Consider the following 23,148-nt stretch of genomic DNA (forward strand, 5'->3'; position numbering starts at 1 on the left):
GTCAGTCGTCTGACGCAGCCGCTGCTGGAAAGCAGGGGCTGCGCGGCTTGCCAGCGTCGCCGGCTCAGGCCAATGGGCGCAGTGCTTAAGCCAATACGCTTCGTCCTTTTCCCTCTGGGCGGAGGTCTGATATTGCGCATCGCTTTCCAATAGCTGTCGGATCGAGCCAAAATCACATGCCGCCGGCGCCGTTCCCGCGCACAGCGCGCTATACACGTGCGCAACGCGTTGTGCGATCAGGTACTGACCATATCCATCCGTCATGATATGGTGATAGCGCTGATACCAAAACCACTGCTCGGGCGCGACTTTCAACAATGCATACTGAAAAAGCGACCCCTGCAGTAGATCCACCGACTGTTCATAATCGGTGCGCATCCACGCCTGGGCTGCTGCCTGAGGATCAGCTTCTGACGTGAGGTCCAGCACCGGCATTGACCATGCGGGTGCACCGATCCTCTGCCGCAGCCCGTCATGGCTATCGACAAATTGCAAGCGCAGGGTGTCGGCCTCATCGATGACTTGGCGCAATGCCGCTTCAAAGACGCTCGCATCAATCACGCCATCGATCACCGTGTACTGCGCAATGTTGTAAACAGGGCTGTCTGGATGTAGTTGCTGCGCGAGCCAAACTTCGGTTTGCGCACTGGATAACGGCTGGGTAACGGGCGTGATGCAAGCATCCCTAAAAAAGCTCCGATTCAGGCGACTAAGCAGCCTGTTAATTAATAGTTGTACCAATTAATATAACGACGCAATCAAAACCTATCGTTGCTCGTCGGGAACCAATACGGCTTTTATGACACGTCGCGTGCAATCCTTAACCATTCACTGCGGCGACCAGGGCCACTCGTCGGCACGCCTCAGTGCGCCACTCGTGCTACTTAGCCAGCCAGTGAGTACGCCACGATCAAGTTATGTCAAACTTTAGCGAAAATACTGGACATAACGCGCGTGACGCTGCGCGTGGATTGGCATTACAGTCGGCCAAGCAAGACAGTTAAAAAGAACAGGACCAGCACCTGCACCGTACAGGCGCAGCGTCTTGGGGTTCAGTACTGAGGTACTTCTTCCTTTTTCCCTTCGGACATCGTTTTTATTGTATTTAACCATACGGCTACGGCAACGCACCCGTTCCCGGCCCCATCAGCTCGACGCTAACTGCTTCACGTCGCGCAAGCACCGTGCCCAACTGTCAGGAGCCGCTACAACGATTCAGGTCATCGCGACGCTTAGCGCCGGGTTGAAAGACTGTAAAGCGCACATCATGATGCACTCAAGTCCACTATCTTTGCTTAAACGACAAGTCTTGAACAAACGAAACGATAAAGCCGAAACTTGCAACCCACAGCAAAAGGCAAGCCATTGCGATTCGCCACTGTGCCAACCTATCAGCGAGGCTTGGCACGTGCTTAGCTGAGACTGCTTGAGCAGTAAAACACATCAGATGCGGATGTCTCAGGAATCTTGTATGCCGAGGTCGGCTAAAAGATTTCAGTTCATGGCGTTCGTGAACCGGTCGCCGAATAGAATGTCGAATTGATTGACCGCCTGCCGCCAAGTGATAGGTAGCATCTTCCAATCCTTTTTGATATTGCGCAAATCCAGATACAGCAGTTTGCTGGCGGCTTCGTCGCTCAGGAAGTGGCCGCGGTTCTTCACGATCTTGCGCAACTGCATGTGTATGCTTTCAATGGCGTTGGTAACTGGCGTGATATGAACCGATGCCCTGCGTGTTCCCGCCGCGAAGTTTTAGGCGTATGGTACGACCATCCGGGACAGGAGCACCGGGAAGCACTTCGGGTGGGCAGGCCGTTCGTCTGCGACGAATCGCGATTACGTTGCGTTTATGCTGAAGCCTGACGCCGCAACCGCCGTGTACAACCTGGCTGTCGCCTTTGAACACTACAACGAAAAGCACCCGCATAGCGCGCTGAAATACCGCTCGTCGCGGGGGTGGACACCTGGGTGCGCGACCGGCCGCAGGCGAGTGACCATGCACCAACCTGGATTGAATTGCGATGGGATAGAGACGCGGACGGCGGGCCGGCACACCCCAAGCGCGGCACACAGGCCCGACACACGAACGGAGACCATGATGCGCAAGGCACTGGATGAATACACACGTAAGCGCGACTTCGACACCACCCCAGAGCCGCCGGGGAAAACGGGCAAGCCGTCGGCACGACGGGAGCGCACCAACCATGCATTGCAGTTCTGCGTGCAGAAGCACGACGCGACGCGGTTGCACTACGACTTTCGCCTCGAGTTGGATGGCACATTGAAAAGCTGGGCGGTCCCAAAGGGGCCAAGCCTGGACCCACATGTCAAGCGCATCGCGATCCATGTGGAGGATCACCCGCTTGAGTACGCGGCATTCGAAGGTCATATCCCGAAAGGTCACTACGGCGCCGGCGACGTGATCGTATGGGACCGAGGCGTCTGGATGCCGGACGGCGATCCCGCCGAGGCCTACCGAAAAGGCCGACTGACCTTCCGCCTTGACGGTGAAAAGCTCGCCGGCCGCTGGCATCTCGTACGCACCCGGCTGAAAGGCAAGCAAGAGCAATGGCTGCTGATCAAATCGGACGACAACGATGCGCGCCCGGAATCCGAGTACGATATCGTGCAAGCGCTACCGGACAGCGTGCTCAGTGACCGTACTCTTCGGCCCGCGACATCGGCCCGACACCCCGCGACGCGTCAGGCGGCGCGCAAGCGCCAACCTGGGACGGCAAGCGACGCGTCGGCGCAAACGCTCCTGCGCAAGCCCGCCTCGCCACAGAACCGGCGTGAGTCCCGCAAGCCCGCGCTGGACGGCGCACGCGCCGCACCGCTGCTCGAATCGCTTAAACCGGCGCTCGCGACGCTGGTGGATGCCGTCCCAGCCGGCCACTGGCGGTATGAAATCAAGTTCGATGGCTATCGAATCCTGGCGCGGATCGACGGCGATGAGGTCAAATTGTTCACCCGTAACGGTAACGACTGGACCTCGAAGATGCCGCGCCAGGCCGAGGCGCTGAGCCGCCTGGGACTAGACTCAGCATGGCTAGACGGCGAAGTAGTAGTTTTCAACGAAGCGGGACTGCCCAACTTCCAGTCATTGCAAAACGCGTTCGATGCGCGGCGCGGCAACGCGATTGTCTATTACTTGTTCGACGTGCCTTACCTGAATGGCCTAGACCTGCGCAATGTGCCGCTGGAGCCGCGCCGCGCCGCGCTGACTGCGCTGCTCGAGCACCACGAAGGCGATGTGCTGCGGCTGTCGCGCGATTTCGATGAGTCACTGGAGTCGATGCTCGACAGCGCGTGCGAGATCCAACTCGAAGGCGTGATCGGCAAGCGGGCTGGCAGCCTGTACGCGTCGCGCCGCACCACCGACTGGATCAAGCTCAAATGCAAGCACCGGCAGGAGTTCGTCGTGGTCGGCTACACCGAGCCGAAAGGTAGCCGGCAGGCATTCGGCGCATTGCTGCTCGGCCTACACGATCCCGATACCGGCGCACTACGATACGCGGGCAAAGTCGGCGCCGGATTCAGCGAAGCCACGCTGCGATCCGTGCGCGGGCAGCTGGACCCGCTGCGCACGAGACGTGCCGCGCTGGACAACCGGCCGAGCGCACGCGAGGCAACGGGCGTGCACTGGACCCGGCCTGAATTGCTTGCCGAAGTGGCCTACGCAGAAATGACGCGTGAGGGCATCATCCGTCATGCCGTCTTTCGCGGATTACGCACCGATAAGCCAGCTAGCGACATCGGGCCAGAACATGCGGTATCGGCCGACTCTGTTGCAGCCGCTGCGCCCGCAAGAGTGCCAATCAATGGACGATCGCCAACCTTCACCACCGTCTCGCCGAACAGGATACCGATCCGTGGCACGGCTATGCCCGCGTACGGCAGACGATCACCGCGCAGATGCGCGAGCGGATCGGCATGAAGCGATCCGCCTGATCCGCGGCGCCGCTTAATGACCGAAATAGACCGAGTTCACTGAGTTCGCTGGCCTCGCTATCTTGTCGCAGCCTGCGCTAGATTGCACGATACCGTTCATCGACGAGCCAACGCTGGTGTGCGCCACACTCTGTTGAGCATTGGCGCGCGCCTGCGCAGCCTGAATGCTGGTATCGTCCGCGCATGGCTCGCGGCGGTCACGGCCGCCTCAGTACGGCGCCTAACTGCTCCGCGGTGTACGGTTTGCGTAACGCTTCCCAGGCGAAACCCAAGTCATAATCGCACGGCACATCGTTGCCAGAGGCAAAGACCACGCGCAGACTGCGCTGTACGTTCACCGAGCGTTGCGCCAATTCGATCCCCGACATGCCAGGCAGCGTGACATCAGTGAGCAATACGTCGAAACGGTCGCGCCGGATCACGTCCAGCGCATCCTCCGCCGTGCCCGCCGCGATCGTCACGTGCCCTTGCATTGACAAGATTTCCCGTACCGCCTCGGTCGCCGCTGCGTCGTCGTCGACCAGCAGGATGCGCAAGCACTGCTCACGCGCGGCCGAATCGTCTGGCGTCGAAGGCTGACACGCACTAGCCGCCCCCTGCGACGGCGGATCGGCGCGTTCCGCAGACTGCAGGGCGCGGCAGGACGCGGCAGCCGCATCGCCCGAAGCCGGCACCGGAGAGCGTGCCCGGCCTGCGGCAACGGACACGTCGTGGCCGCTGAGCACGGCGCGCAAACGTGCCGCCAACTGCTCACGGCTATATGGCTTGCGCAGCAATTCGACACTATCGTCCAGCCGCGCGTTGTCCTCGATCGCATCCTTGGTATAGCCAGACGTAAACACGATCTTCAACCGTGGTCGCAGGCGCAACGCAACGCGCGCAAGCTCGGGACTGCGGATCGAGCCCGGTATCACCACATCCGACAACAGCACGTCGGCATGCACGCCGCTGCGGATCAATGCCAGTGCCTGATCTGCGTCGTCCGCGCACAGCACCCGGTAGCCGAGTCCCATCAACGTCTCGGCCACGGTAGCCTGCACCGCCTGGTCGTCCTCGACCACCAGGATCGTCTCGTTGCCGCCCTGCGGCGCTACACTCGGCGGCGCCAGCACTGTATCGGCCGTCGCCGTGGAGCGCGGCAGGTAGATGCACACGGTCGTGCCCTGTCCCGGCTCGCTACGGATCAGGATATGCCCACCGCTTTGCTTCACGAAGCCGTACGCCATGCTCAAGCCTAGCCCCGTTCCCTGCCCTTCCGGCTTAGTCGTGAAAAATGGATCAAACGCCCGCTCGATCACGCTGGACGGCATGCCGGTGCCGGTATCCGTGACCGCCAACATCACATACTCACCCGGACGCAAATCCGGAATGCCAGCCACCGGTTGCAGGCCGAGCGCCGCATTGGTCAGCGCCAGCATCAGCCGGCCGCCTTCGGGCATCGCATCGCGGGCATTGATGGCCAGATTCAGGATCACATTCTCGAGCTGGTGGCTATCTACGAGGGTGTTCCAGAGCCCGTCGGCCACCGTCGTCTCGATATGGATCGTCTCTCCGAGCACGCGTCGCAACAAGTCGTCCATGCCGTGCAGCACACCGCTGAGGTTGACGACCCGGGGCTTGAGTGGCTGCTGACGAGCCAGCGCCAGCAATTGCGCGGCCAGCTTGGCTCCGCGGCTCACCGCGTCAATGGCCTTGGCGAGCCGCTCACGGCTCCACGCATCGCCGCCATGGCGATTCTCGAGCAGTTCGAGGTTGCCACGCAGCACCTGCAGCACATTGTTAAAGTCATGCGCGACACCGCCGGTCAATTTGCCGATTGCCTCCATTTTCTGCGACTGGAACAGCGCGGTACGGGTTTCCTCCAGCGCCTGGGCCGCCTCGCGCCGCTCGGTGATGTCGCGCGTGATCTTGGCAAAGCCGATCAACTCGCCGTCATCGTCGCGAATGGCATCGAGCACCACGTGCGCCCAAAAACGTGAGCCGTCGCGCCGAACGCGCCAACCTTCCGACTCCCAGCGCCCGTCGCGCGCCGCCACGTCGAGGCCGCGTTGCGGCACCCCGGCGGCAGCCTCCTGTGGCGTGTAAAAGCGGGAGAAATGCGAGCCGATAATCTCCTCAGCCTGGTAGCCCTTAATGCGTCGCGCACCCTGGTTCCAGTTCGTGACAATGCCCTGTGGCGACAGCATGAAGATCGCATAGTCAGTCACGCCCTGAACGAGCAGCCGGAAACGCCGCTCGCTCTCCATCGCCACATCGTGCACTTTTTTCTTGTCGCTCATGTCGCGCACAATCTTGCCGAAGCCGAGTAGCTGGCCGTGCGCACCATGCAGTGGCGTCATCACGACGCTGCCCCAGAACGTCGTACCGTCGCGGCGCATGCGCCATCCCTCGCTCTCGTAACGGCCCTCGCGCGCCGCCGTGCGCAGCGCGGCCGCGGGCGCGCCGGCCCGGCGGTCCTGGTCCGGATACAGGTCGCCAAGCATGCGCTGCAGGGCTTGCTCTCGGGTGTACCCGTAGATACGCTCGCCGCCGGCATTCCAGCTCAGTATGCGGCCATCCGGTGACAACGCGAATATCGCGTAATCAGCAATTGTTTTAACCCACAACATCGGCCAGACGGACGTCAGGTTGTCGAGGGCAGGTCCGCGGTTCGTCATCGGCACATGGCTCTTTGCAATAGGCTCGATTACAGCGTGACAAATCGTACATCGAAACCGCGCAACACGGCATCGCGCGCACTGCCCTGCGCGCGGCCAGCGCGTGGCCCATCGCGCGACGGCCAGCAGCCGATGTGGCTCATTCTATCCCAGCGTAACGCCCTTGCGTCCGCTCGCGGCGCGTTAGCAGGCCAGCACTTTAAAATCCACCGCTTTACTTATTAAAATCCGCCGCCTTAATTGTCTTATTGGAAGCGGTAGATATAAATATCAAACAATGCGCCCCTACAGGGATTGAACGTGTCAGGCGTCGAACTTGTACTGCGCGCGTGCATGGGTGCCGACCCGTCCACGCGCGTCATCGCGGTATGCACGACTGATGCGCAGGCGCGCTATGTGACGCCCGAAGTCGCCGCGCTGACCGGCAAGCCGGTTTCGGTGCTCACCGGCGGCACAGCAGCATGGATCGACGCAGGTCTTGCCACCGAGATCGACAAGGTGCGCACCACCCGGCGCGACGGCGGGCGCTATGTGCCGAACGGGTCGTCCGGACGCGCCACTTCGCCCGCCAGATTGTACTCCGCCCGCATCGCCGCCAGCACCGCGGCAATATCTTTCTCGTAGCCAACCGCATGGCTGAAGTGCCCGAGCGTCCAGTTGCATCCGGATGCGTCGGGCGGTTGCATATGCGGCCGCGGCACGCGGATCTTCACGCCGTCGTCGGCAATGTGATAAAGCCGGTGGAGTCGGCGCTCGAATTCCTGCTGCAGCCGCGTCGCATTCAACGTCTTTCGAATCATGAGCCATTCGGCAGCCGCCGGCGCAAGCCAGTGCGCCAGCGGCTACCGCCTTCGTGGAACTCATCGAGTATGATAGCCGAACGGCAGCCGGCCACGATGTCGCCGGCACGGCTGCTGGCAAACCCTGCCTATCCCCGAAAGTCCTGTCAATTGCCGACCTACACGCTCGCCGCTGCCGTCCACGCGGAACTGGATATTCGCAAGAGTCGCTTTATCAGCGCCGTCGTGCCAGTCGAAAACCGCGATACCGCGATGACCGAAGTCCATCGCCTGCGCACCGTCCATCCGGATGCGACGCACGTTTGCTGGGCGCTGCTCGCCGGCGGCCAGTCTGGCATGTCCGACGACGGCGAGCCGTCCGGCACCGCCGGCCGCCCAATGCTGGAGGTGCTGCGCCATCACAACCTGGACGGCGTGCTCGCGACGGTGGTGCGCTACTACGGCGGCATCAAGCTCGGCGCAGGCGGACTCGTGCGTGCGTACACGGACGCGGTTGCGACGGCGCTGCAGCACGCGCAGCGCATTGAGCGCATCGCCCAGAGGCACTTGACCATTGACGCCGACTATGCGGATGAGGCACGTATCCGACACTGGATCGCGCAACAGGGCCATGTGCTCGCCGACAGCCAGCATGGCATGCGTGTCACACTGACCATCGTACTGCCGCAGGATGCGCTGGACGCCGCCCAGCAAGCATTGCGCGACCTGACCCACGGGCGTGCCGCGCTCGCGCCGCACTAAAGCGCGCTACGGCATTCGCTCATCGCATTTTGTGCCGTTGTGCCGTTGTGCCGTTGTGCCGTTGTGCCGTTGTGCCGTTGCGCCGTTGCGCCGTTGCGCCGTTGCGCCGTTGCGCCGTTGCGCCGTTGCGCCGTTGCGCCGTTGCGCCGTTGCGCCGTTGCGCCGTAATCAGCGTAACGGCCGCGGCGTCGCCACGGCGACCAGCCGCGACGCAATCGCATCGAATGCGGTACAGATTAGTACATAGATGAAGGCGACCAGCGCGAAAATCTGGGCCGGATAGACCATCAACCGGTTGTTGACCTGCGTGGCGAGCAACGACAATTCCGGCACGCCGACGATGTACGCCAGCGACGTGTCCTTGATCAGCGACACCCATTGGTTGATAAACGACGGCGCCATGATCCGCAACGCCTGCGGCAGCACCACGAAGCGCAGTGTCTGCATCTGCGTGAAACCCAGCGACAACCCGGCCTGCAGTTGAGCAGCGCCCACCGCGCGGATACCCGCATGCACCGCATGCGACAGGTATGCGCCGCCGATCAGCGACAGCGCGCAGACGACGGTTAGCTGACCGGGTGCATCGATATGCAGCACGACGGGCAGCAGAAAATATGTCCAGAACATCAGCATCAGCACGGGAATCGCGCGGAAGAACCCGAGCACGGCGAGCAGCGCCATATGAACGGCGCCGTGCGTCACCGCCAATGCAATGCCAGCGGCGAGCCCGAGCACGCCGGAGGCGAAGGCCGACGTCAGCGCGAGCACCAACGTCAACGCCACGCCGCCAAGCGGCCCGTTCGGGAACGTGCCGACCAGCAAGTATGGCAGATTATCCAACAGGATCGAGATGTCCATCGTCACCCCGCGCGGGCAGCCGGGTGACGCCGCTGAACCACGTGCGCGAGCGCCTCGATCACCGCGATCGTGCCGATATACAGCACCGTCGCCACGCCGAATGCGGCAAACGTCTTGAACGTCTCGGTCTCGACTTGGCGAGACGCATACGAGAGCTCGGCTAAGCCGATCGCCATCGTCAACGACGAGTTCTTCACGATGTTCATGTATTGGCCGAATAATGGCGGCATCGCGTTGCGGGCCGCCTGCGGCAGCACGACATGGCAGAACGCCTGCCAACGCGTGAGCCCGAGCGCGGCGGCGGCCTGACGTTGTCCGCCGGACACGCCCCGCAGGCCGGCGCGAAATTCCTCGCTGACGAATGCGCACGAGTAGAACGTCAACCCGAGCCAACCGGCGACGAATTCAAATGGCGGCCAGCGCAGCGACAATGCGCCGGCTTGAATCGTATGTGGCGTGTTCAGCCACTGCATCAGCCCATCGGGCAGCAATGTCGCCGCGCCGAAATACCAAAACATCAATTGCACCAGTAACGGCGAATTGCGAAACACCAGCACGTAGGCCGCGGCAGCGCGACGCACCGGCCACGTATCGGCGCTATGCGCCATCGCCAGCGCGAAGCCGCTCGCAGTGGCGGCGACGATCACCGTCGCGGCCAGCGCTAACGTGACACCGAAACCCTGCAGCAGCCAGCCGACGTACTTCGGCGCCAGGATCCACTCCTGCGGCACAGCTCAGACCTTGTCGCCGATCTTGAACAGGCGCGGCAGCGGCGTGCTCGTGTGCGGGCCAAACCAGCGATTGTAGATTTGTTCGGCCGCGCCACTCTTCTCCAGCCCGCGCAGCGTATCGTTGACGAACGCGATCAGCCGCGTCTCGCCTTTCGGAATACCCACGCCCATATAGTCGTTGGAAATCGTAAAGGCCGGGATTTCGTAGTGCTGCTTGTCGGGCACGTTGGCGAGCAGGCCGACCAACTTTGGACCGTCCTGCGTGATCGCCTGCACGTTGCCGGCCCGAAGCGCGGCGAACGCAAACGGCGTGTCGTCGTACGCGACAATGGTGGCCTGCGGGAATTTCTCGCGCAGCGTGATTTCGTTGATGGTACCCTTGTCCGCGCCGACCCGCAGACCGTTGAGCTGCTCGGCCGACTTGAGCACGCCCTTCTTGGCGAGGAACTGCTGGCCGGATGCAAAATACGGAATACTAAAGTCCACTTGCTTGGCACGCTCCTCGGTAATCGTGAAGTTGGCCAGCACGAGATCGACCTTCCTGGACGTGAGGAACGGAATCCGATTCGCCGGATTAGTCGGCTGCAACTTGAGCTTCACGCCGAGCTTATCGGCTAGCGCTTTAGCGTAATCGACGTCCAAGCCGACAATGTGATGCGTCTTCGCATCGACGAAGCCGAATGGCGGATTGCTGTCGAACGTCGCCACCCGCAACACGCCCGCCTTCTTGATGTCGTCGAGCCGGTCAGCGTGAGCAACGCCGGCCGCGACGATCAGCAAGCCGGCCAGCAGCGTGGAAAACACTGTCGATTTCATATCTTGTGAACTTTTTGATTGAGCGGCGCGTGCACCAGATCAGTGACGCGAGGTCGCTTAACATAGCATTGGTAGGACGATTTTCAAACCAATAAATGTTGCACAGCATAGAACGCCCCGGAATAATGCCTGCATGGGTTTTCAGCCATGCCATGCGGCAATGCAGCACACCGGCCTCGCGCCACACTTTGACGTATGGCTGTTCTGTGCCGATCAAGTCGCTGCGCCGGAGCCGACCCGGATGTCTACCTTACAGCCGCACACTCGCTTAACGTTGCCCCGACGCAATGCATCGTGGTCGAGGACAGTGCCACGGGCGTCGTCGCGGCATCGTCCGACGGGTTCAACGGGAGACAGACATGACAAGCGTCACGCTGAAGAACACCGCCAAGCACTACGATGATGTACCGGTGCTGCGCAATGTGAAGCGTGGATCGCGGGCATCGCGCCCGTGCTGCTGCGCCGGCAAGCATTACCGGACGCGAACCGGCATCATCGGACACGAATGCGCAGCCGTATCACGGCACCGCCCGGACCGCGACGGGGCGCGTCACGTGAGTCACGTGAATAGCGGCGGTCAACCTATGCATCGCCGGCCAGCACCGCCCCGACTGATTTTCCAGTAATCTTGCGTTTTGGCTGCTGCGTCGGCGACCTACGCCGGCGCGGCCCAACACCGGAAGCATGCAATGAACTGGAATCTGATTGGAATAGCTGGCCCGGTCAGCAACCTAGAGCTGGTCGGGCGGCTGCTGATGGCAGCGGCACTCGGCAGCGTGATCGGCATCGAACGGGAACGGCTACAGTGGGCAGCCGGACTGCGCACCCACATGCTGGTGTGCGTCGGCTCTGCCCTGATCATGATCGTGTCGACCTACGGCTTCACACAGGTGCAAGGTAAGGAAGGCGTGGTGCTGGATCCGTCGCGGGTCGCCGCCCAGGTGGTGTCCGGCATCGGGTTTCTTGGTGCCGGCTCGATCCTGCTGCGCGGGGAAGTCATCCGGGGGCTAACGACCGCGGCGAGCCTGTGGACCGTGGCTGGCGTCGGGCTGGCCGTAGGCGGCGGACTGTACGTTGCGTCCAGCGCCGCAACGGCGATCATCTTGGTGATCTTAGTCGGCGTGAAGCCGCTTGAGCGACGCTTCATCGCGGCCAAGCTCCGCCGCGAAGTGCGGCTCGTCGCCAGCCGCGGTGCGTTGTCGATCGATACCTTGTCCGAGGTGCTTGGCCCGGGCAGCGAACGCATCAAGCGCTTCATCGTACAGCAACAGGAAGACGGCGGCGACATCGATGAGGTGACGATCGCGTTCTCGCGGGTCACCGATCCGGAATTCGCAACCATTGTGCGCCGACTCAAGCAGATACAGGGCGTGCACCACGTGCGTGAGGTCGTTCCGTCATAGCCCCCGCGCCGATAGTTGCCGCAGCCGGCGCCTTACCTTACGGAGGAAGCGCGACAAAGCTCGGCCTGGACGGTGCATCACCGTGCCGCCGGCAAGCAACGCCGGGCCCTGCATGGCTCGTATCCGGCAATGGGACCGCAAAAGAGGAAAGCGCCGCACGGGACATCACGCCGCCGAAGCGAACCAGGCTTATCCTCGCGAACGCGCGAAACAGCACGCCAGGCCGCAGCCGCAGCCGCAGCCGCAGCCGCAGCGACGCGAGCCGCCCCAAGGTCGGGATGTTCCATCGACCCACGCTGCAGGGTCAAAGCCAGCCTGCCTTCCTAAACCGCCACCACAATACCGCATCGATCGCCAACATGACCGCCAGGCAAGCCGGATAGCCATACTGCCAGTGCAGCTCCGGTATGCTCTGGAAATTCATCCCGTAGATTCCCGCAATCATCGTCGGACTGGCGAACAGCGCGGCGAACGCGCCGAGCCGCTTAGTCGTCTCACTTTCAGCCAGCGAGATCATGCCTAGGTTCACCTGAATCGCGGTCGAGATCATCTCTCGGCGACCTTCGATTAGCTTGTCGATGCGCACCAGATGATCATAGACATCACGGAAATACGCCTCCATGCCGGCGCACAGCGCCGGGACGCGGCCACCCTGCAACTTCCCCACCGCCTCCAGCAAAGGCGCGACATGGTGATGCAGCCGCACAAAGCGGCGCTTGAGCGAATACAGGTCTTCTACCACGTCACGCGAGGCCGCGGTGCCCTTCTTCTCGAAGATCCGGTCCTCGACGATCTCCGACTCATCGATCAACGCCTCGACGACGGGAAAATAGCGGTCCACCACGCTGTCGATCAGTGCGTACAGCACGAAAGCCGAGCCGTGCCGCAGCAAATGCACGTCGCGCTCGCAACGGGCACGCACGTCCTGGAAGCCCTGCTGACTGCCGGCGCGAATGGTCAACACATAGTTCGCGCCGACAAAAACCGCCACCTCGCCAACTTCCAATTCTTTGTCTGACGTTTGCTCGACCGTGTGCAGCACAGCGAACAGCGACGCGCCATACTCTTCGATTTTCGGCCGTTGATGGCCATGGCGTGCGTCCTCGACCGCCAGCTCGTGCAAACCGAACTCGTGTGCCATCTGCGCCAATTCTTCGGGATCCGGGTCTTTCAGCGCCACCCAAACAAAACAGTCCGGTTTCGCGACGTATTCGCTAATGTCACCCACCGGGATGTCGCCCATCTTGCGACCATCGTGGTATGCAGCGCAGTTGATCAGCATCGGTGCCTCCGCTTTTTGCAACCGCCGAAGGATAAGCCAGCTGGCGCAAAACGGCGAGTCCCTCTCCGGCAATCCCTGCGGCGTTACGGCCAGTACGCTATGCATCATGAAGCCGCGCAGATTACGCGCCGCTGCCATAGTTCAGGCCTTCAGTTGCCGGCAAATGACTGAGGTTAAATTCAGGGACTGCGGAAACGAGCTTTGCGCAGCGTGCCACAGCCGTCGCGCGCGTGTGGCAACGACGGTTCACCGTTGCGTGGGACATTCCAGGGTTTCGGCGAGCGGTTTTTGCGCAACCCATGGCGGTCGGTGTTTGACGCCAATGCCTGCGCGACGACGCGAGCCTGAGTTCGTGTCGTAACGTGTTGCTTCGTGAACGCCGGACTCCACGCAGTTCAGCATGGCATCGTTGTGCTGCTCGGCGGCTGAAAGCCAGCCCAGCACATCTACTTAAAGGAGAGCGTTATGATGCCTACCATTGGCGGCGGTTTTTTAGATCCGTCTAACCTGCAGTCGCTAGACCCCAAAACTATGTCGGCGGATCAAGGAAAACAGCTTGAGGCACTCAACCAGATTTTCAATGGGCCCCTCGGCGGCGGCGGACCGCTTGGCGCCAAGCTCAAGGAAATGATCGACGCCTACCACTCGGCTCACCCCGACACACAGCAAGCATAACCCCGAGGGCACCGGCCGACCGTGTGATCGACATGGGCGTTGCTTACACGAGCATGGGCGGCTTGACCGCTCAGTCGTGCCGGTTTTATGCTAGTAAGCAGTCTACCGCCCAATTGCGATTCGCCGGCATCCAAATTTGCCCATAGCACCGTGATGCCGCTTCCAGATAATAGCCGACACGCTACAAGCTTTTGAGTCGCAGGTCTGCATAGTACCCCTATCGGCATGGACTTAGTTTAAGCTAGCTAATGTGAACATGAAATCGAAGCCCTACCCTTGAGCGTTATCGGTTTTCTTCTCGTTCAGCTTAAGCTCTACTCGCCGAGGTCAAGAGCAGCTATCGCCTCACGCACGTCTTGCGAAGATGTGTCGAGGTAGGGAGCCACATGGTACAGGGGCCACTCCACGCACCCGTTGCCCCAATATCCGGATCAAGACAGCCCGCTCACGATACAGTTTGCGCAGCGAGCGGACCGCCAAAATACGCGTCGCGAATAACGCGGCGGCACGCGCCTGTCGCGGGCGCCTCGCCGCGCTCAGTTCCAGCGGCGCCGAAACCGCCGCGCTGCTCAACAAGCTGATCGACGCGCTTCACGAGGTGGGCCTAACAAAAGCCGAGATACTTGATCTAAGCCACGCGATCGCCATCTTCGCATGGGCCAATCGCCTCATGCTCACTCTCGGAGAGCCCGTGTTTCCCGCCTGATGAGAAACGAATATCGATAGCTGAATCGATTCATTATGCTAGCGGTGTGCACGCATCGCCCCTGGTTACCATAATCGTGGATTGAGCGATTCGGTTAGCAACCTGCACTGGGCTCCACGTGGAGAATTGATTCAGGGTTACGAGTGAGCTGCCCCGAAAGTTGTCATTGATGTTTCGTTTAATTTTTGGCAAAGTGCATCGCTCGCCTTGCTTGTAAGGCATTTTTGCCTTACAATGTAGTTGTAACCATGAACAAGGTAGAGGCCATGATTACTCTCACCGTCACCGCAAAAGGGCAGGTGACATTCAAACAAGAACTTTTGCGCCATCTGGGACTTCGTCCAGGTCAAAAGCTTAACGTCGATACGCTCCCGGATGGCCGGGCTGTCATCCAGGCAGTGCGGGAAGGACGGAGCATTGATGATGCGTTTGGCATTCTCAAGGCAAAAAATAAAGACAATTTCGTTTTATCCATCGAAGAGATGAACGAAATTTCCCGCAAAGGTTGGGCGGGTGAAGAATGAAATTGGCTGTTGATACCAATGTTGTACTGCGCTACTTATTGGCTGATGATATTGAACAGGCAACAATAGCTCACCAAGTGATACGGGAAGCAACACTGGTCGCTATTGCCTTGCCGGTGTTATGCGAGGTTGCATGGAATCTATCGCGAGGCTATAAATTGGCGGCAGAGGATATAGCCAACGCTATAGCCGTTCTCGTAGAAGCCGACAACGTCGAAGTTGACCGTGGCAGAGTCGATGCTGGTCTGGCGATGTTACGGGCGGGGGGTGATTTTGCCGATGGTGTCATAGCCTATGAAGGCTTGGCCCTCGGCGCAGAGGTTTTTACTACCTTTGATAAAAAAGCAGTCGCCATACTCAAAAAGCATAGCTCTATCAGAACCCAGCTACTATCCTGAATGTATCGTTGGTATCAGCAACCGTTCAATTGAATTTACAACTACATCCCGCCCTATACGGGCCGGCCACTGCGCCGTCATCCTGCCTGGCGTAACGCAACCCGCATCAGCTTGCCGCTCTCGGTACGCGGCAAGTCATCGGTAAACACGATGCTGCGCGGATATTTGTATGGCGCGATCGTCTGTTTTACATGTTCCTGCAATTGCGAAACCAACGCGTCGCTGGGCTCGTACCCCGCTGCCAGAATGACAAACGCCTTGACAATCTGCCCCCGCTCCCCGTCGGACGCGCCGATCACCGCGCACTCGGCCACGGCCGGATGCTTCATCAGTGCCCCCTCGACTTCCGGCCCCGCGATGTTGTAACCGGCCGAGATGATCATGTCGTCGGCCCTTCCCAGATAGAACACGTAGCCGTCCTCATCGATCACCACAGTATCACCCGATAGGTTCCAGCCGTTGCGCACGGCTTTCGCCTGCCGTTCGTCGGCGAGGTACTTGCAGCCGGTGGGGCCCTTCACGGCGAGCTTGCCCGGCGTACCTGGAGGCACCGGCCGCATCTCGCCGTCCAACGCTTGCACCACGTAGCCGGGTACCGCCTTGCCAATGGCGTTGCGCCGCACTTGCGCGCCGGCGCTGCCGATGAAGATATGGATCATTTCGGTGCTGCCGATACCGTCGATCATCTCCAGCCCGCTCGCCTGTTTCCACGCCTGGCGCGTCGCATCCGGCAGCGCTTCGCCGGCCGACACGCTGCTACGCAGCGATCCGATATCGTACCGGGCAGTCAGCGCTGTCATCTGCCGATAGAAGGTCGGCACGGTGAAGACCATCGTCGCGCGGAAGCGCTCGATCGTGGCCAGCAACCCGTCCGGCGTCAGCTTCTCGATCAGCACAGTCGATGCGCCAACGCGCAGCGGAAAGCACAGCAGTCCGCCCAAGCCATACGTAAAGGCCAGCGGCGGCGTGCCGCAGAATATGTCGTCGGCTCGCGGCTTGAGCACATGACGGGAGAATAGATCGCACATCACGAGCACGTCGCGGTGAAAATGCATGCATCCTTTTGGCGCCCCGGTCGTGCCGCTGGTGAAGATAATCAGGCAAACGTCGTCGCTCGCGGTATCGCACGCGTCGAACTCGGGAGCCTTGCAGCGCGCCAGCACGTCAATCGAATCCGGTGCTTCATGATTGAAAAAGCGTACATCCTTCAGCGTCGTGCAGAAGTGCTCATGTCCGGGTGTGCGGCAATACTCGATTTCCTCAGCCAGTCGCACGTCACACAACGCGGCGGCGATCTGCGCCTTGTCGATGATCTGCTTGAGTTCTTTCGCGCGCAGCAGCGGCATCGTTGGCACCGTCACGAGGCCCGCCTTCACTGCGGCGAGCCACATCACCGCCATGTTCAGCGTGTTCGGGCCGCGCAGCAGCACCCGATTACCGGGCACCAACCCCATGTCCTGGACCAATACTCTAGCGGTACGGTTCACCAGCGCCTGCAATTCTCGATAGCTCGTCGCGTGCCGCTCGCCCGCGCGATCCGACCAGATCGCGCAGCGTTCGCCATGGCCCGCCTCAACTGCGCGATCGACCAATTCGACCGCGCAATTAAAACGCGCCGGATAGGCAACATCGGGATTGTCGAGCAGCAATTCGGGCCATTGCTCCGGCGGCGGCAAGTGGTCGCGGGCGAAGGTATCGAGATGAGCAGATTGTTCCATCAATACGGTTTCCTAAAATTCAGGCAGCACGACTGCCCGGCGCAACATTGACATAAGACGCAAGCCGATGGTTCCAACCGACCACGCTGACTTGCACACGCCTCCCACGAGTCGGCGCCGACAGTTCCCCCGCTAGCGGCACGCGGCTTCGCCCTCGGGGATAACCGCGGTCGCCTCGATCTCGACCTTTGCGTCGTCCTCGATCAATGCCACCACCTGGATCGCGCTCATCGCGATGTTGTAGTGGCCGACAATTTCGCGGAACGCCGCCCCCACTTCCTTGGCGGCTGCTAAATACTCGCGCTTGTCGGTTACGTACCAGGTCATGCACACCAAGTGCTCGCCGCGACCGCCGGCCTGTTCGAGCACGGCCATCAGGTTGGCCAGCGCCTATCGCGCCTGCCCGGCAAAATCATGTGCGCAGAATACGCACTCCGCGTCCCAGCCGATCTGTCCGGCAATGTAGACTTGCGTGCCACTTGCCGCGACGCCGTTTGCATAGCCGCGCGGCTTGGCCCAGCCCGTGGGCTAAAGTACTCGTTTCATCTGTATCAGTTCCTATGTTGCGCCGCTTTCGGCAGATAACGTTGCAGCTTTGCGAGTACGTCGGGCGGTAGCGGAATTGGGCGATGCGTATCGAGTGATGTAAAGACTAATATCTGCTCGGCCCGGAAGCGCAGCTGCTGCTGCACCGAGCCGCTGATCGACAGCCGCAGCGAACTGCGACCGACGGCCAGCACCGACAGGGACAGCGTCAACGTATCGCCAATGCGGCTCGGCGCAACGAATTCGCAATCGAGTTTGACGATCGGCAGGCCGAGGCGTCGCGTCGTCACGAAGGCGCCGTAATCGACCCGCAAGCCTTCGTTGAACCAGTCCTCGACCAGGCCATTAGTCATCACCAGGTATTGAGGGAAAAACACGATGCCGGCCGAGTCGCAATGCGCGAAGCGAACCTGCCACGACCGTTCGAAGACGATGCCACCCGCTTGTACCGCTGCTCGCGACGGCGGCGTTGAAGTCGTCATTTCACCCCTCCCGTGGTAGCAGCGTCGCGTGCCTGCTTCAACAGGTCACGACCGATGATCAACTGTTGCACTTCAGTGGCACCTCGTAGATACGCAGCGCGCGAATCTCCCGGTACCACTGCTCGACAGGCGTGCCGAGCGCGACACCCTGGCCGCCCCACAGCTGCACCGCTGCGTCGATCACCTGCTGTGCGCCCTCGGTCGCGCTCATCTTCGCCATCGCGGCCTCGCGCGTCACGTTGCGGCCCTGGTCGCGCAGCCATGCGGCGCGATACACGAGCAATGCAGCGCTGTCGATTGTCGTGGCCCTCTGCGCCAGCTTGGCCTGCGTCAACTGGAAGTCGCCGAGCGTCTGGCCGAACATGTGCCGCATTGCCGCGCGCTGCAACCCTTCGCGCAACGCGTGGCGCGCGAAACCGAGCGCGGCAGCCGCCACCGAGGTGCGGAGATGGTTCCGCGCCCATGCATCGATGCGCGGCGCGAGTTTGCGATGACGATCGTCAAAAAATGGCCATTCGACGTGGTTCAGGTAGTCCACGTCAGTTACCCTCGAACACCGGTCGTTGCTTGGCGGCAAACGCGTCATAAGCCCGCCCGAAGTCTCGCGTGGCCATGCAGAGCGCTTGCGCCTGCGCCTCGGCCTCGATCGCCTCGTCGATGCCCATGTTCCACTCCTGGTGCAGCATCGTCTTCGTGATGCCATGCGCGAAGGTCGGACCGCTTGCCAGCTCCTTGGCGAGCGCAGCTGCATCCGCGAGCAGGGCCTGCGGTTCGCTGACCCGGTTGTAGAAGCCCCATGCGTGCGCCTCTTCGCCGCTCATCGCACGACCCGTGAGCAGCAGCTCGGACGCGCGACCCTGCCCGATGATGCGCGGCAGCAGCGCACAAGCGCCCATGTCGCATCCGGCTAACCCGACTCGCGTGAACAAGAACGCCACCTTGCTGCGCTGAGTGCCTAGCCGCAGGTCCGATGCCATTGCGACGACCGCGCCGGCGCCCGCGCATACACCATCGACCGCGGCGACGATCGGCTGCGGGCAGTGACGCATCGCCTTGACGAGGTCACCGGTCATCCGCGTAAACATCAACAAGTCCGGCATCGGCAGGTCAATCAGCGGTCCAATGATGTCGTGCACGTCGCCGCCGGAACAGAAATTGTCGCCCGCTCCATGCACCACGACCGCCTTGACGTCCGTCGCATACGTTAGCGCACGAAATAGATCACGCAGTTCAGCATAGGATGCGAAGGTCAACGGGTTCTTGCGCTCGGGCCGGTTCAGCACGATCGTCGCGACCTTGCCCTCGACCTGCCACAGGAAATGCTGCGCACGGTAGTCCGCGAGCGTCGTCCGGTTGCCGGAGACGAGCGATGCGTCAGCGGTTTTGTCATCATGCATCTCGTTTCAGTGTGTCCAACAGGTGGCTTTTGAGCTTGCCCAGCTTCTGGTGCAATCTCGCCTTTTCGTCTAGTTCCAGTCCGCCGAACAGTTCGGCGATCCATTGCTCGTGCACAGCCGCCATCCGGTCGAACAGCGCGCGCCCTGCCGGCGTCAGCCGGACTGTATACGCGCGGCGATCACTCGGATCCTCCGCACGCGTGACTAGCCCTTCTTTTTCGAGCTGGTCCGTGATGCCCGTGACGTTACCGCCGGTCACCATTAGCCGGCGCGACAACTCGCTCATCTTCAGTCCGTCCGGATGGCGCTCGAGCTGCGCCATCAGGTCAAAACGCGGCAGCGTCATATCGAACTCGGCGCGCAGCCGCTTGCGCAGCGCCGTCTGCACTAGGTTGGTCGTGGTCAACCACCGTAGCCACAGACGCAGGCCCATATGGCTGCTGGCGCCACCGCTCAGTTCCAGGTCGACGACATTGTCCAGCCTGCTCAGGTTCACATCACCTCCCCGCCGCTGACAGATAGCATGACCATTGATCGAGCGCGCCCCTGGTGGGCACAGCCACAGCACAGTGTCCGCCACTTCTTCGGGCTCGATGAAACGACGTTGCGGATTAGCGCACATCAGTTCGCGTCGTGCATCCGCCTCGTCACGACCAGTCTTCGACACAATCTGCGCAATCGACTCGCGCAGCAGTGGCGTGTCCGTGTAACCAGGGCAGAGCGCATTTACCGTGACGCCGCGGGTTGCATATTCGAGCGCCAGCGCGTGTGCACCAGTACACGCCGCCCAAGTTTATGTCGAGCATGCGTTGCCACAACGCCGAATCGGTCTGGCTGAATGGCGCGGCTTGCGCGTGCCCGGCGTTGTCCACGAGGATGTCCACTGGACCGAACGCAGCATTGACTGCTGCGAATACGGTGTTGACCGAATCGGCTTGCGTGACGTCCACTGCGACAGCTTGCGCGCACGGCACCGGCCGTGCATCGGCATCGGGTGTCGACAGCAGCCATTTCTAAATATTTTATTGTCGAGCAAATGTCTGACGCAGCGACTAGGTTGGGTAACGGCGATGCGGTTAAGGCACTTGTCGATCATCCAACAACGCCTGCACGTAAGCACCGCCACGTTTGACATAGATTAACAAGATTGCATTGGCACGTTGCTAAGCTGCGTTCTAACCGCTCGTTGCCTCACATCCGATGTAATCATCTGACATTACCTCGGATGTGTTCGGATGTGACCGGTCCAATTCTTGGACGACCGATCGCATCCGGCTGGATCAAGCTTTTCACAACGCAAAAACACCGTCACCTCATTGGCGAGCGCGGCAAGCCAGCTTACGTCGCCGAACACGGCCTCTTGCAGTTACCCTGTACCACACCGCAGAGTTCCGCCTTCGCCCTTTCCACTGACTGCTAACCACGCAAAATGTGCCGACCCGCTTGTCCGTTGCTGCGTCAGCGGCCCACTATTGGTAATTTGTGGTTTCGCGTACATCGGACCGTTGTCGGCGCACAGTAGCATGTACGATGCGCGTACCATACAAAGGGCATCGAATGAGACGTTATTTTTACTGGTTTGTAAAGATCGCGATTGCAACGTTGGCCGGCGCGGCACTGCAAACGGCCTTTGGCAGCGATCAGACCGGCGGGAACGTCGCATCGCACTTGACTGTCTCGAATGTGGGCGCCACAAAAGTAGCGGCCATCCTGCCGAACCTGGCCGGTGCCGCCGCGAAATCCAGCGGACCGGCGAACACGCCGGCCCCGGCTGCGCCGCCAACGATTCCGTGCGGCAATAGCATTAAAGGGGTGTTCTACGGCATTGGCGGCCACGTCGGGCAAGGAGGCGTGTATGACAAGATCAGTTATGAAGCGCAACTTGATCATGTCAAGGAACTCGGTATGACGATGTACGGACATGATGTTTTCAATTATGCCAGTACGCAAAAGGTCCTTCGGATCGCTAAACTGGCAAAAAAACAATGCATCGACGTGTTCGCAGTACTAACGGCTGACCTAAACGCCTATGTCAACGAGGATGCAGCCTATCGCGATGGGTTAAAACTGGGGACGATGGTCGCCATGACGCTCAAGGGCGTCGTCCAGTATTACCAGGTGGGGAACGAGTACGAGAATGTCAGCATTCGCCGCGGGCATGGCAGTCATCCGGATGACTATGACAACGCCTCTTTTCAGAAGGCTCGTGGTTCGATTCTCGGGATGATTGATGGGATAAAGGCTGCAAACCCCTCCGCCACGATCGTGATGTGCCCGCCAGGATGGCTGCACTTTGGTTTCCTGGACATGCTGTACACCGGCACACAACCCGACGGCTCCCGAAGGCACCGGATCCCGCAGTGGGACATCACCGCATGGCATTGGTATTCAGACATGGGGGACATCACCGCCGCGCGAGGCGTCAACGTGCTCAGGCACTTGCATGAGACGTACCGCAAGCCGATCTGGATCACCGAACTGGGCGTCCGACCGGGCGCGAGCGAACAAGCATCGGCAGCCTACCTGGTGGGGCCGAACGCGCTCGGCGGCCTAGTGGAGAATGCCAAAAAGTACAATATTCAAAACGTTACACTGTATGAATTGTTCGACGACGAGGCGTACGGTGGCGATGGAAACTACGGCTTGCTAGCTGACGATGGTGTCACCCGCAAGCATCGCTATAACGTAGTCAAGCGGTTCATCGCGGCGCACGCGATGCCGTAGGGCGCGCATACGCACTAGGGCGTGTTCACACTACGAGGACCTTCGACGATCAGCGCGAAATGGATTAAGGTAGTGGACACCGCATGACAATGTCGGCTTTGCCCAGTTTACAAAGGCCGGTTAATGTATCGTGCCAGTGTGAGTCTTCCGCCAACAGCTCGCGCGGTCTTGCCATGTTTAGCCAGAGTGAAGCTCAACGGGGTACCGGGCTCCTTGCATCTTGATAGTCGAACGCCATGGACGTGGATGCAGCCCATGACGGGGCAGCGCCATTCTCACGGTAGCCCTGAACTTGGACAGGTTGTTGCAAAGGCTTACCGCTCCATAAAGGTGACGAAGCGAACAGTGGGTTGAACTGCTCCAGGGTCAATGCAGGTTGCTCTTCATACCCACCATGCCAAGCCTCGACACTCGGCAAAGGTGACGATGCGAGCAACGAATTGAGTTGCTCCAGGGTTAATGCAGGTTGCCCATTATGCGGCCCTTGCGCGTCTGTTTTCGACAGCTGCGGACGCTCTGTGCTACTGGGAACGCTCTCCAACACGCTCTCGCTGGGGGTGAAAGGAGCGGTCAGCAACAGGCGCTTCGGGGCGGGAAGCATACTGCCATACGCCTGGGCGTTGCGCTTCGCGACGTGGACTGCGCTGTCTGGTTGGTTCGCGACGACGCCACCCGATGTTCGTGCAAACCGAGCTGCCTCAAGCGCACGGGAATGCTCCCGCAAGACCGACAGCTGGCC

The 23,148-nt window shown here is 60.8% G+C and carries 18 protein-coding genes and 6 pseudogenes; 9 read left to right on the forward strand and 15 right to left on the reverse strand.

What is annotated here, in order from left to right; all coding sequences use genetic code 11:
• Positions 1 to 705 (reverse strand): condensation domain-containing protein (locus KQH55_RS11970; protein WP_235091177.1); only part of this gene is annotated, 705 nt, incomplete at its 3' end.
• A gap of 789 nt (positions 706 to 1,494) precedes the next feature.
• Positions 1,495 to 1,704 (reverse strand): annotated as a pseudogene (locus KQH55_RS11975) (transposase); the annotation flags it as partial.
• Between the two features lie 127 nt (positions 1,705 to 1,831).
• Between KQH55_RS11975 and KQH55_RS11980 the strand changes: the two are divergent.
• Both KQH55_RS11980 and ligD read left to right on the forward strand, forming a co-directional pair.
• Positions 1,832 to 1,954 (forward strand): annotated as a pseudogene (locus tag KQH55_RS11980) (integrase core domain-containing protein); the annotation flags it as partial.
• 144 nt (positions 1,955 to 2,098) lie between these two features.
• A complete protein-coding gene (gene ligD / locus KQH55_RS11985) occupies positions 2,099 to 3,937 on the forward strand; it encodes a non-homologous end-joining DNA ligase (RefSeq protein WP_235091137.1) in 1,839 nt (612 codons plus the stop codon).
• Between the two features lie 211 nt (positions 3,938 to 4,148).
• Here ligD and KQH55_RS11990 read toward each other — a convergent pair whose 3' ends face one another.
• Both KQH55_RS11990 and KQH55_RS12000 read right to left on the reverse strand, forming a co-directional pair.
• A complete protein-coding gene (locus KQH55_RS11990; protein WP_139337282.1) occupies positions 4,149 to 6,608 on the reverse strand; it encodes a PAS domain S-box protein in 2,460 nt (819 codons plus the stop codon).
• Between the two features lie 527 nt (positions 6,609 to 7,135).
• Complete coding sequence (locus tag KQH55_RS12000; RefSeq protein WP_076787990.1) at positions 7,136 to 7,408, reverse strand: hypothetical protein; 273 nt, start codon at positions 7,406 to 7,408, stop codon at positions 7,136 to 7,138.
• Positions 7,409 to 7,504: 96 nt separating this feature from the next.
• Between KQH55_RS12000 and KQH55_RS12005 the strand changes: the two genes are divergently transcribed.
• Positions 7,505 to 8,149, forward strand: a complete 645-nt coding sequence (locus KQH55_RS12005) for a YigZ family protein (protein WP_235091179.1) — start codon at positions 7,505 to 7,507, stop codon at positions 8,147 to 8,149.
• A gap of 168 nt (positions 8,150 to 8,317) precedes the next feature.
• Here KQH55_RS12005 and KQH55_RS12010 read toward each other — a convergent pair whose 3' ends face one another.
• From KQH55_RS12010 to KQH55_RS12020, 3 genes are read right to left on the reverse strand one after another with little or no spacing between them, the layout of a single operon-like run.
• Complete coding sequence (locus KQH55_RS12010) at positions 8,318 to 9,007, reverse strand: amino acid ABC transporter permease (protein ID WP_076787989.1); 690 nt, start codon at positions 9,005 to 9,007, stop codon at positions 8,318 to 8,320.
• A 2-nt stretch (positions 9,008 to 9,009) separates the two neighbouring features.
• Positions 9,010 to 9,738, reverse strand: a complete 729-nt coding sequence (locus tag KQH55_RS12015; RefSeq protein WP_076787988.1) for an amino acid ABC transporter permease — start codon at positions 9,736 to 9,738, stop codon at positions 9,010 to 9,012.
• Positions 9,739 to 9,741: 3 nt separating this feature from the next.
• Positions 9,742 to 10,554, reverse strand: a complete 813-nt coding sequence (locus KQH55_RS12020; protein WP_076787987.1) for an ABC transporter substrate-binding protein — start codon at positions 10,552 to 10,554, stop codon at positions 9,742 to 9,744.
• A 689-nt stretch (positions 10,555 to 11,243) separates the two neighbouring features.
• Between KQH55_RS12020 and KQH55_RS12030 the strand changes: the two genes are divergently transcribed.
• Entirely contained in the window at positions 11,244 to 11,957 is a 714-nt protein-coding gene (locus tag KQH55_RS12030; RefSeq protein WP_076794551.1) for an MgtC/SapB family protein, read from the forward strand.
• A 304-nt stretch (positions 11,958 to 12,261) separates the two neighbouring features.
• Here KQH55_RS12030 and corA read toward each other — a convergent pair whose 3' ends face one another.
• A complete protein-coding gene (corA, locus tag KQH55_RS12035; RefSeq protein WP_076794549.1) occupies positions 12,262 to 13,239 on the reverse strand; it encodes a magnesium/cobalt transporter CorA in 978 nt (325 codons plus the stop codon).
• Positions 13,240 to 13,704: 465 nt separating this feature from the next.
• Here corA and KQH55_RS12040 point away from each other — a divergent pair, with 465 nt between their 5' ends.
• From KQH55_RS12040 to KQH55_RS12055, 4 genes and pseudogenes are all read left to right on the forward strand, one after another.
• Positions 13,705 to 13,914: a hypothetical protein gene (locus tag KQH55_RS12040; RefSeq protein ID WP_076794155.1), complete on the forward strand. Its 210-nt coding sequence runs from the start codon at positions 13,705 to 13,707 to the stop codon at positions 13,912 to 13,914.
• Between the two features lie 580 nt (positions 13,915 to 14,494).
• Positions 14,495 to 14,620 (forward strand): annotated as a pseudogene (locus KQH55_RS12045) (alkylhydroperoxidase); the annotation flags it as partial.
• 248 nt (positions 14,621 to 14,868) lie between these two features.
• Positions 14,869 to 15,144, forward strand: coding sequence for an AbrB/MazE/SpoVT family DNA-binding domain-containing protein (locus KQH55_RS12050; RefSeq protein WP_235091139.1), 276 nt, complete (start codon positions 14,869 to 14,871; stop codon positions 15,142 to 15,144).
• Positions 15,141 to 15,542, forward strand: a complete 402-nt coding sequence (locus KQH55_RS12055) for a type II toxin-antitoxin system VapC family toxin (protein WP_076794153.1) — start codon at positions 15,141 to 15,143, stop codon at positions 15,540 to 15,542. Before KQH55_RS12050 ends, KQH55_RS12055 begins: the two co-directional genes overlap by 4 nt.
• A 77-nt stretch (positions 15,543 to 15,619) precedes the next feature.
• Here KQH55_RS12055 and KQH55_RS12060 read toward each other — a convergent pair whose 3' ends face one another.
• From KQH55_RS12060 to KQH55_RS12090, 7 genes and pseudogenes are all read right to left on the reverse strand, one after another.
• Positions 15,620 to 17,260 carry an AMP-binding protein gene (locus tag KQH55_RS12060; protein WP_235091141.1) on the reverse strand — a complete coding sequence of 547 codons (1,641 nt, stop codon included), beginning with the start codon at positions 17,258 to 17,260 and terminating at the stop codon, positions 15,620 to 15,622.
• Positions 17,261 to 17,392: 132 nt separating this feature from the next.
• Positions 17,393 to 17,788, reverse strand: a pseudogene (locus KQH55_RS12065) (RidA family protein); the annotation flags it as partial.
• A 23-nt stretch (positions 17,789 to 17,811) separates the two neighbouring features.
• A complete protein-coding gene (locus KQH55_RS12070; RefSeq protein ID WP_076794151.1) occupies positions 17,812 to 18,288 on the reverse strand; it encodes a thioesterase family protein in 477 nt (158 codons plus the stop codon).
• Positions 18,285 to 18,733, reverse strand: a pseudogene (locus KQH55_RS12075) (acyl-CoA dehydrogenase family protein); the annotation flags it as partial. The pseudogene KQH55_RS12075 and the gene KQH55_RS12070, both read right to left, overlap by 4 nt.
• Positions 18,734 to 18,827: 94 nt before the next feature.
• On the reverse strand, positions 18,828 to 19,685 hold the full coding sequence (locus KQH55_RS12080; protein WP_235091143.1) for an enoyl-CoA hydratase family protein: 858 nt from the start codon (positions 19,683 to 19,685) through the stop codon (positions 18,828 to 18,830).
• Entirely contained in the window at positions 19,678 to 20,220 is a 543-nt protein-coding gene (locus KQH55_RS12085; RefSeq protein WP_370643234.1) for a MarR family winged helix-turn-helix transcriptional regulator, read from the reverse strand. The genes KQH55_RS12080 and KQH55_RS12085 overlap by 8 nt, the downstream gene beginning before the upstream one ends.
• 39 nt (positions 20,221 to 20,259) lie before the next feature.
• Positions 20,260 to 20,659, reverse strand: a pseudogene (locus tag KQH55_RS12090) (SDR family NAD(P)-dependent oxidoreductase); the annotation flags it as partial.
• 583 nt (positions 20,660 to 21,242) lie between these two features.
• Here KQH55_RS12090 and KQH55_RS12095 point away from each other — a divergent pair.
• Positions 21,243 to 22,409: a glycosyl hydrolase gene (locus KQH55_RS12095; RefSeq protein ID WP_235091145.1), complete on the forward strand. Its 1,167-nt coding sequence runs from the start codon at positions 21,243 to 21,245 to the stop codon at positions 22,407 to 22,409.
• The last annotated feature ends 739 nt before the right edge of the window (positions 22,410 to 23,148 follow it).

It is taken from the genome of Mycetohabitans sp. B3 (assembly GCF_021498065.1).
Lineage (GTDB): Bacteria > Pseudomonadota > Gammaproteobacteria > Burkholderiales > Burkholderiaceae > Mycetohabitans.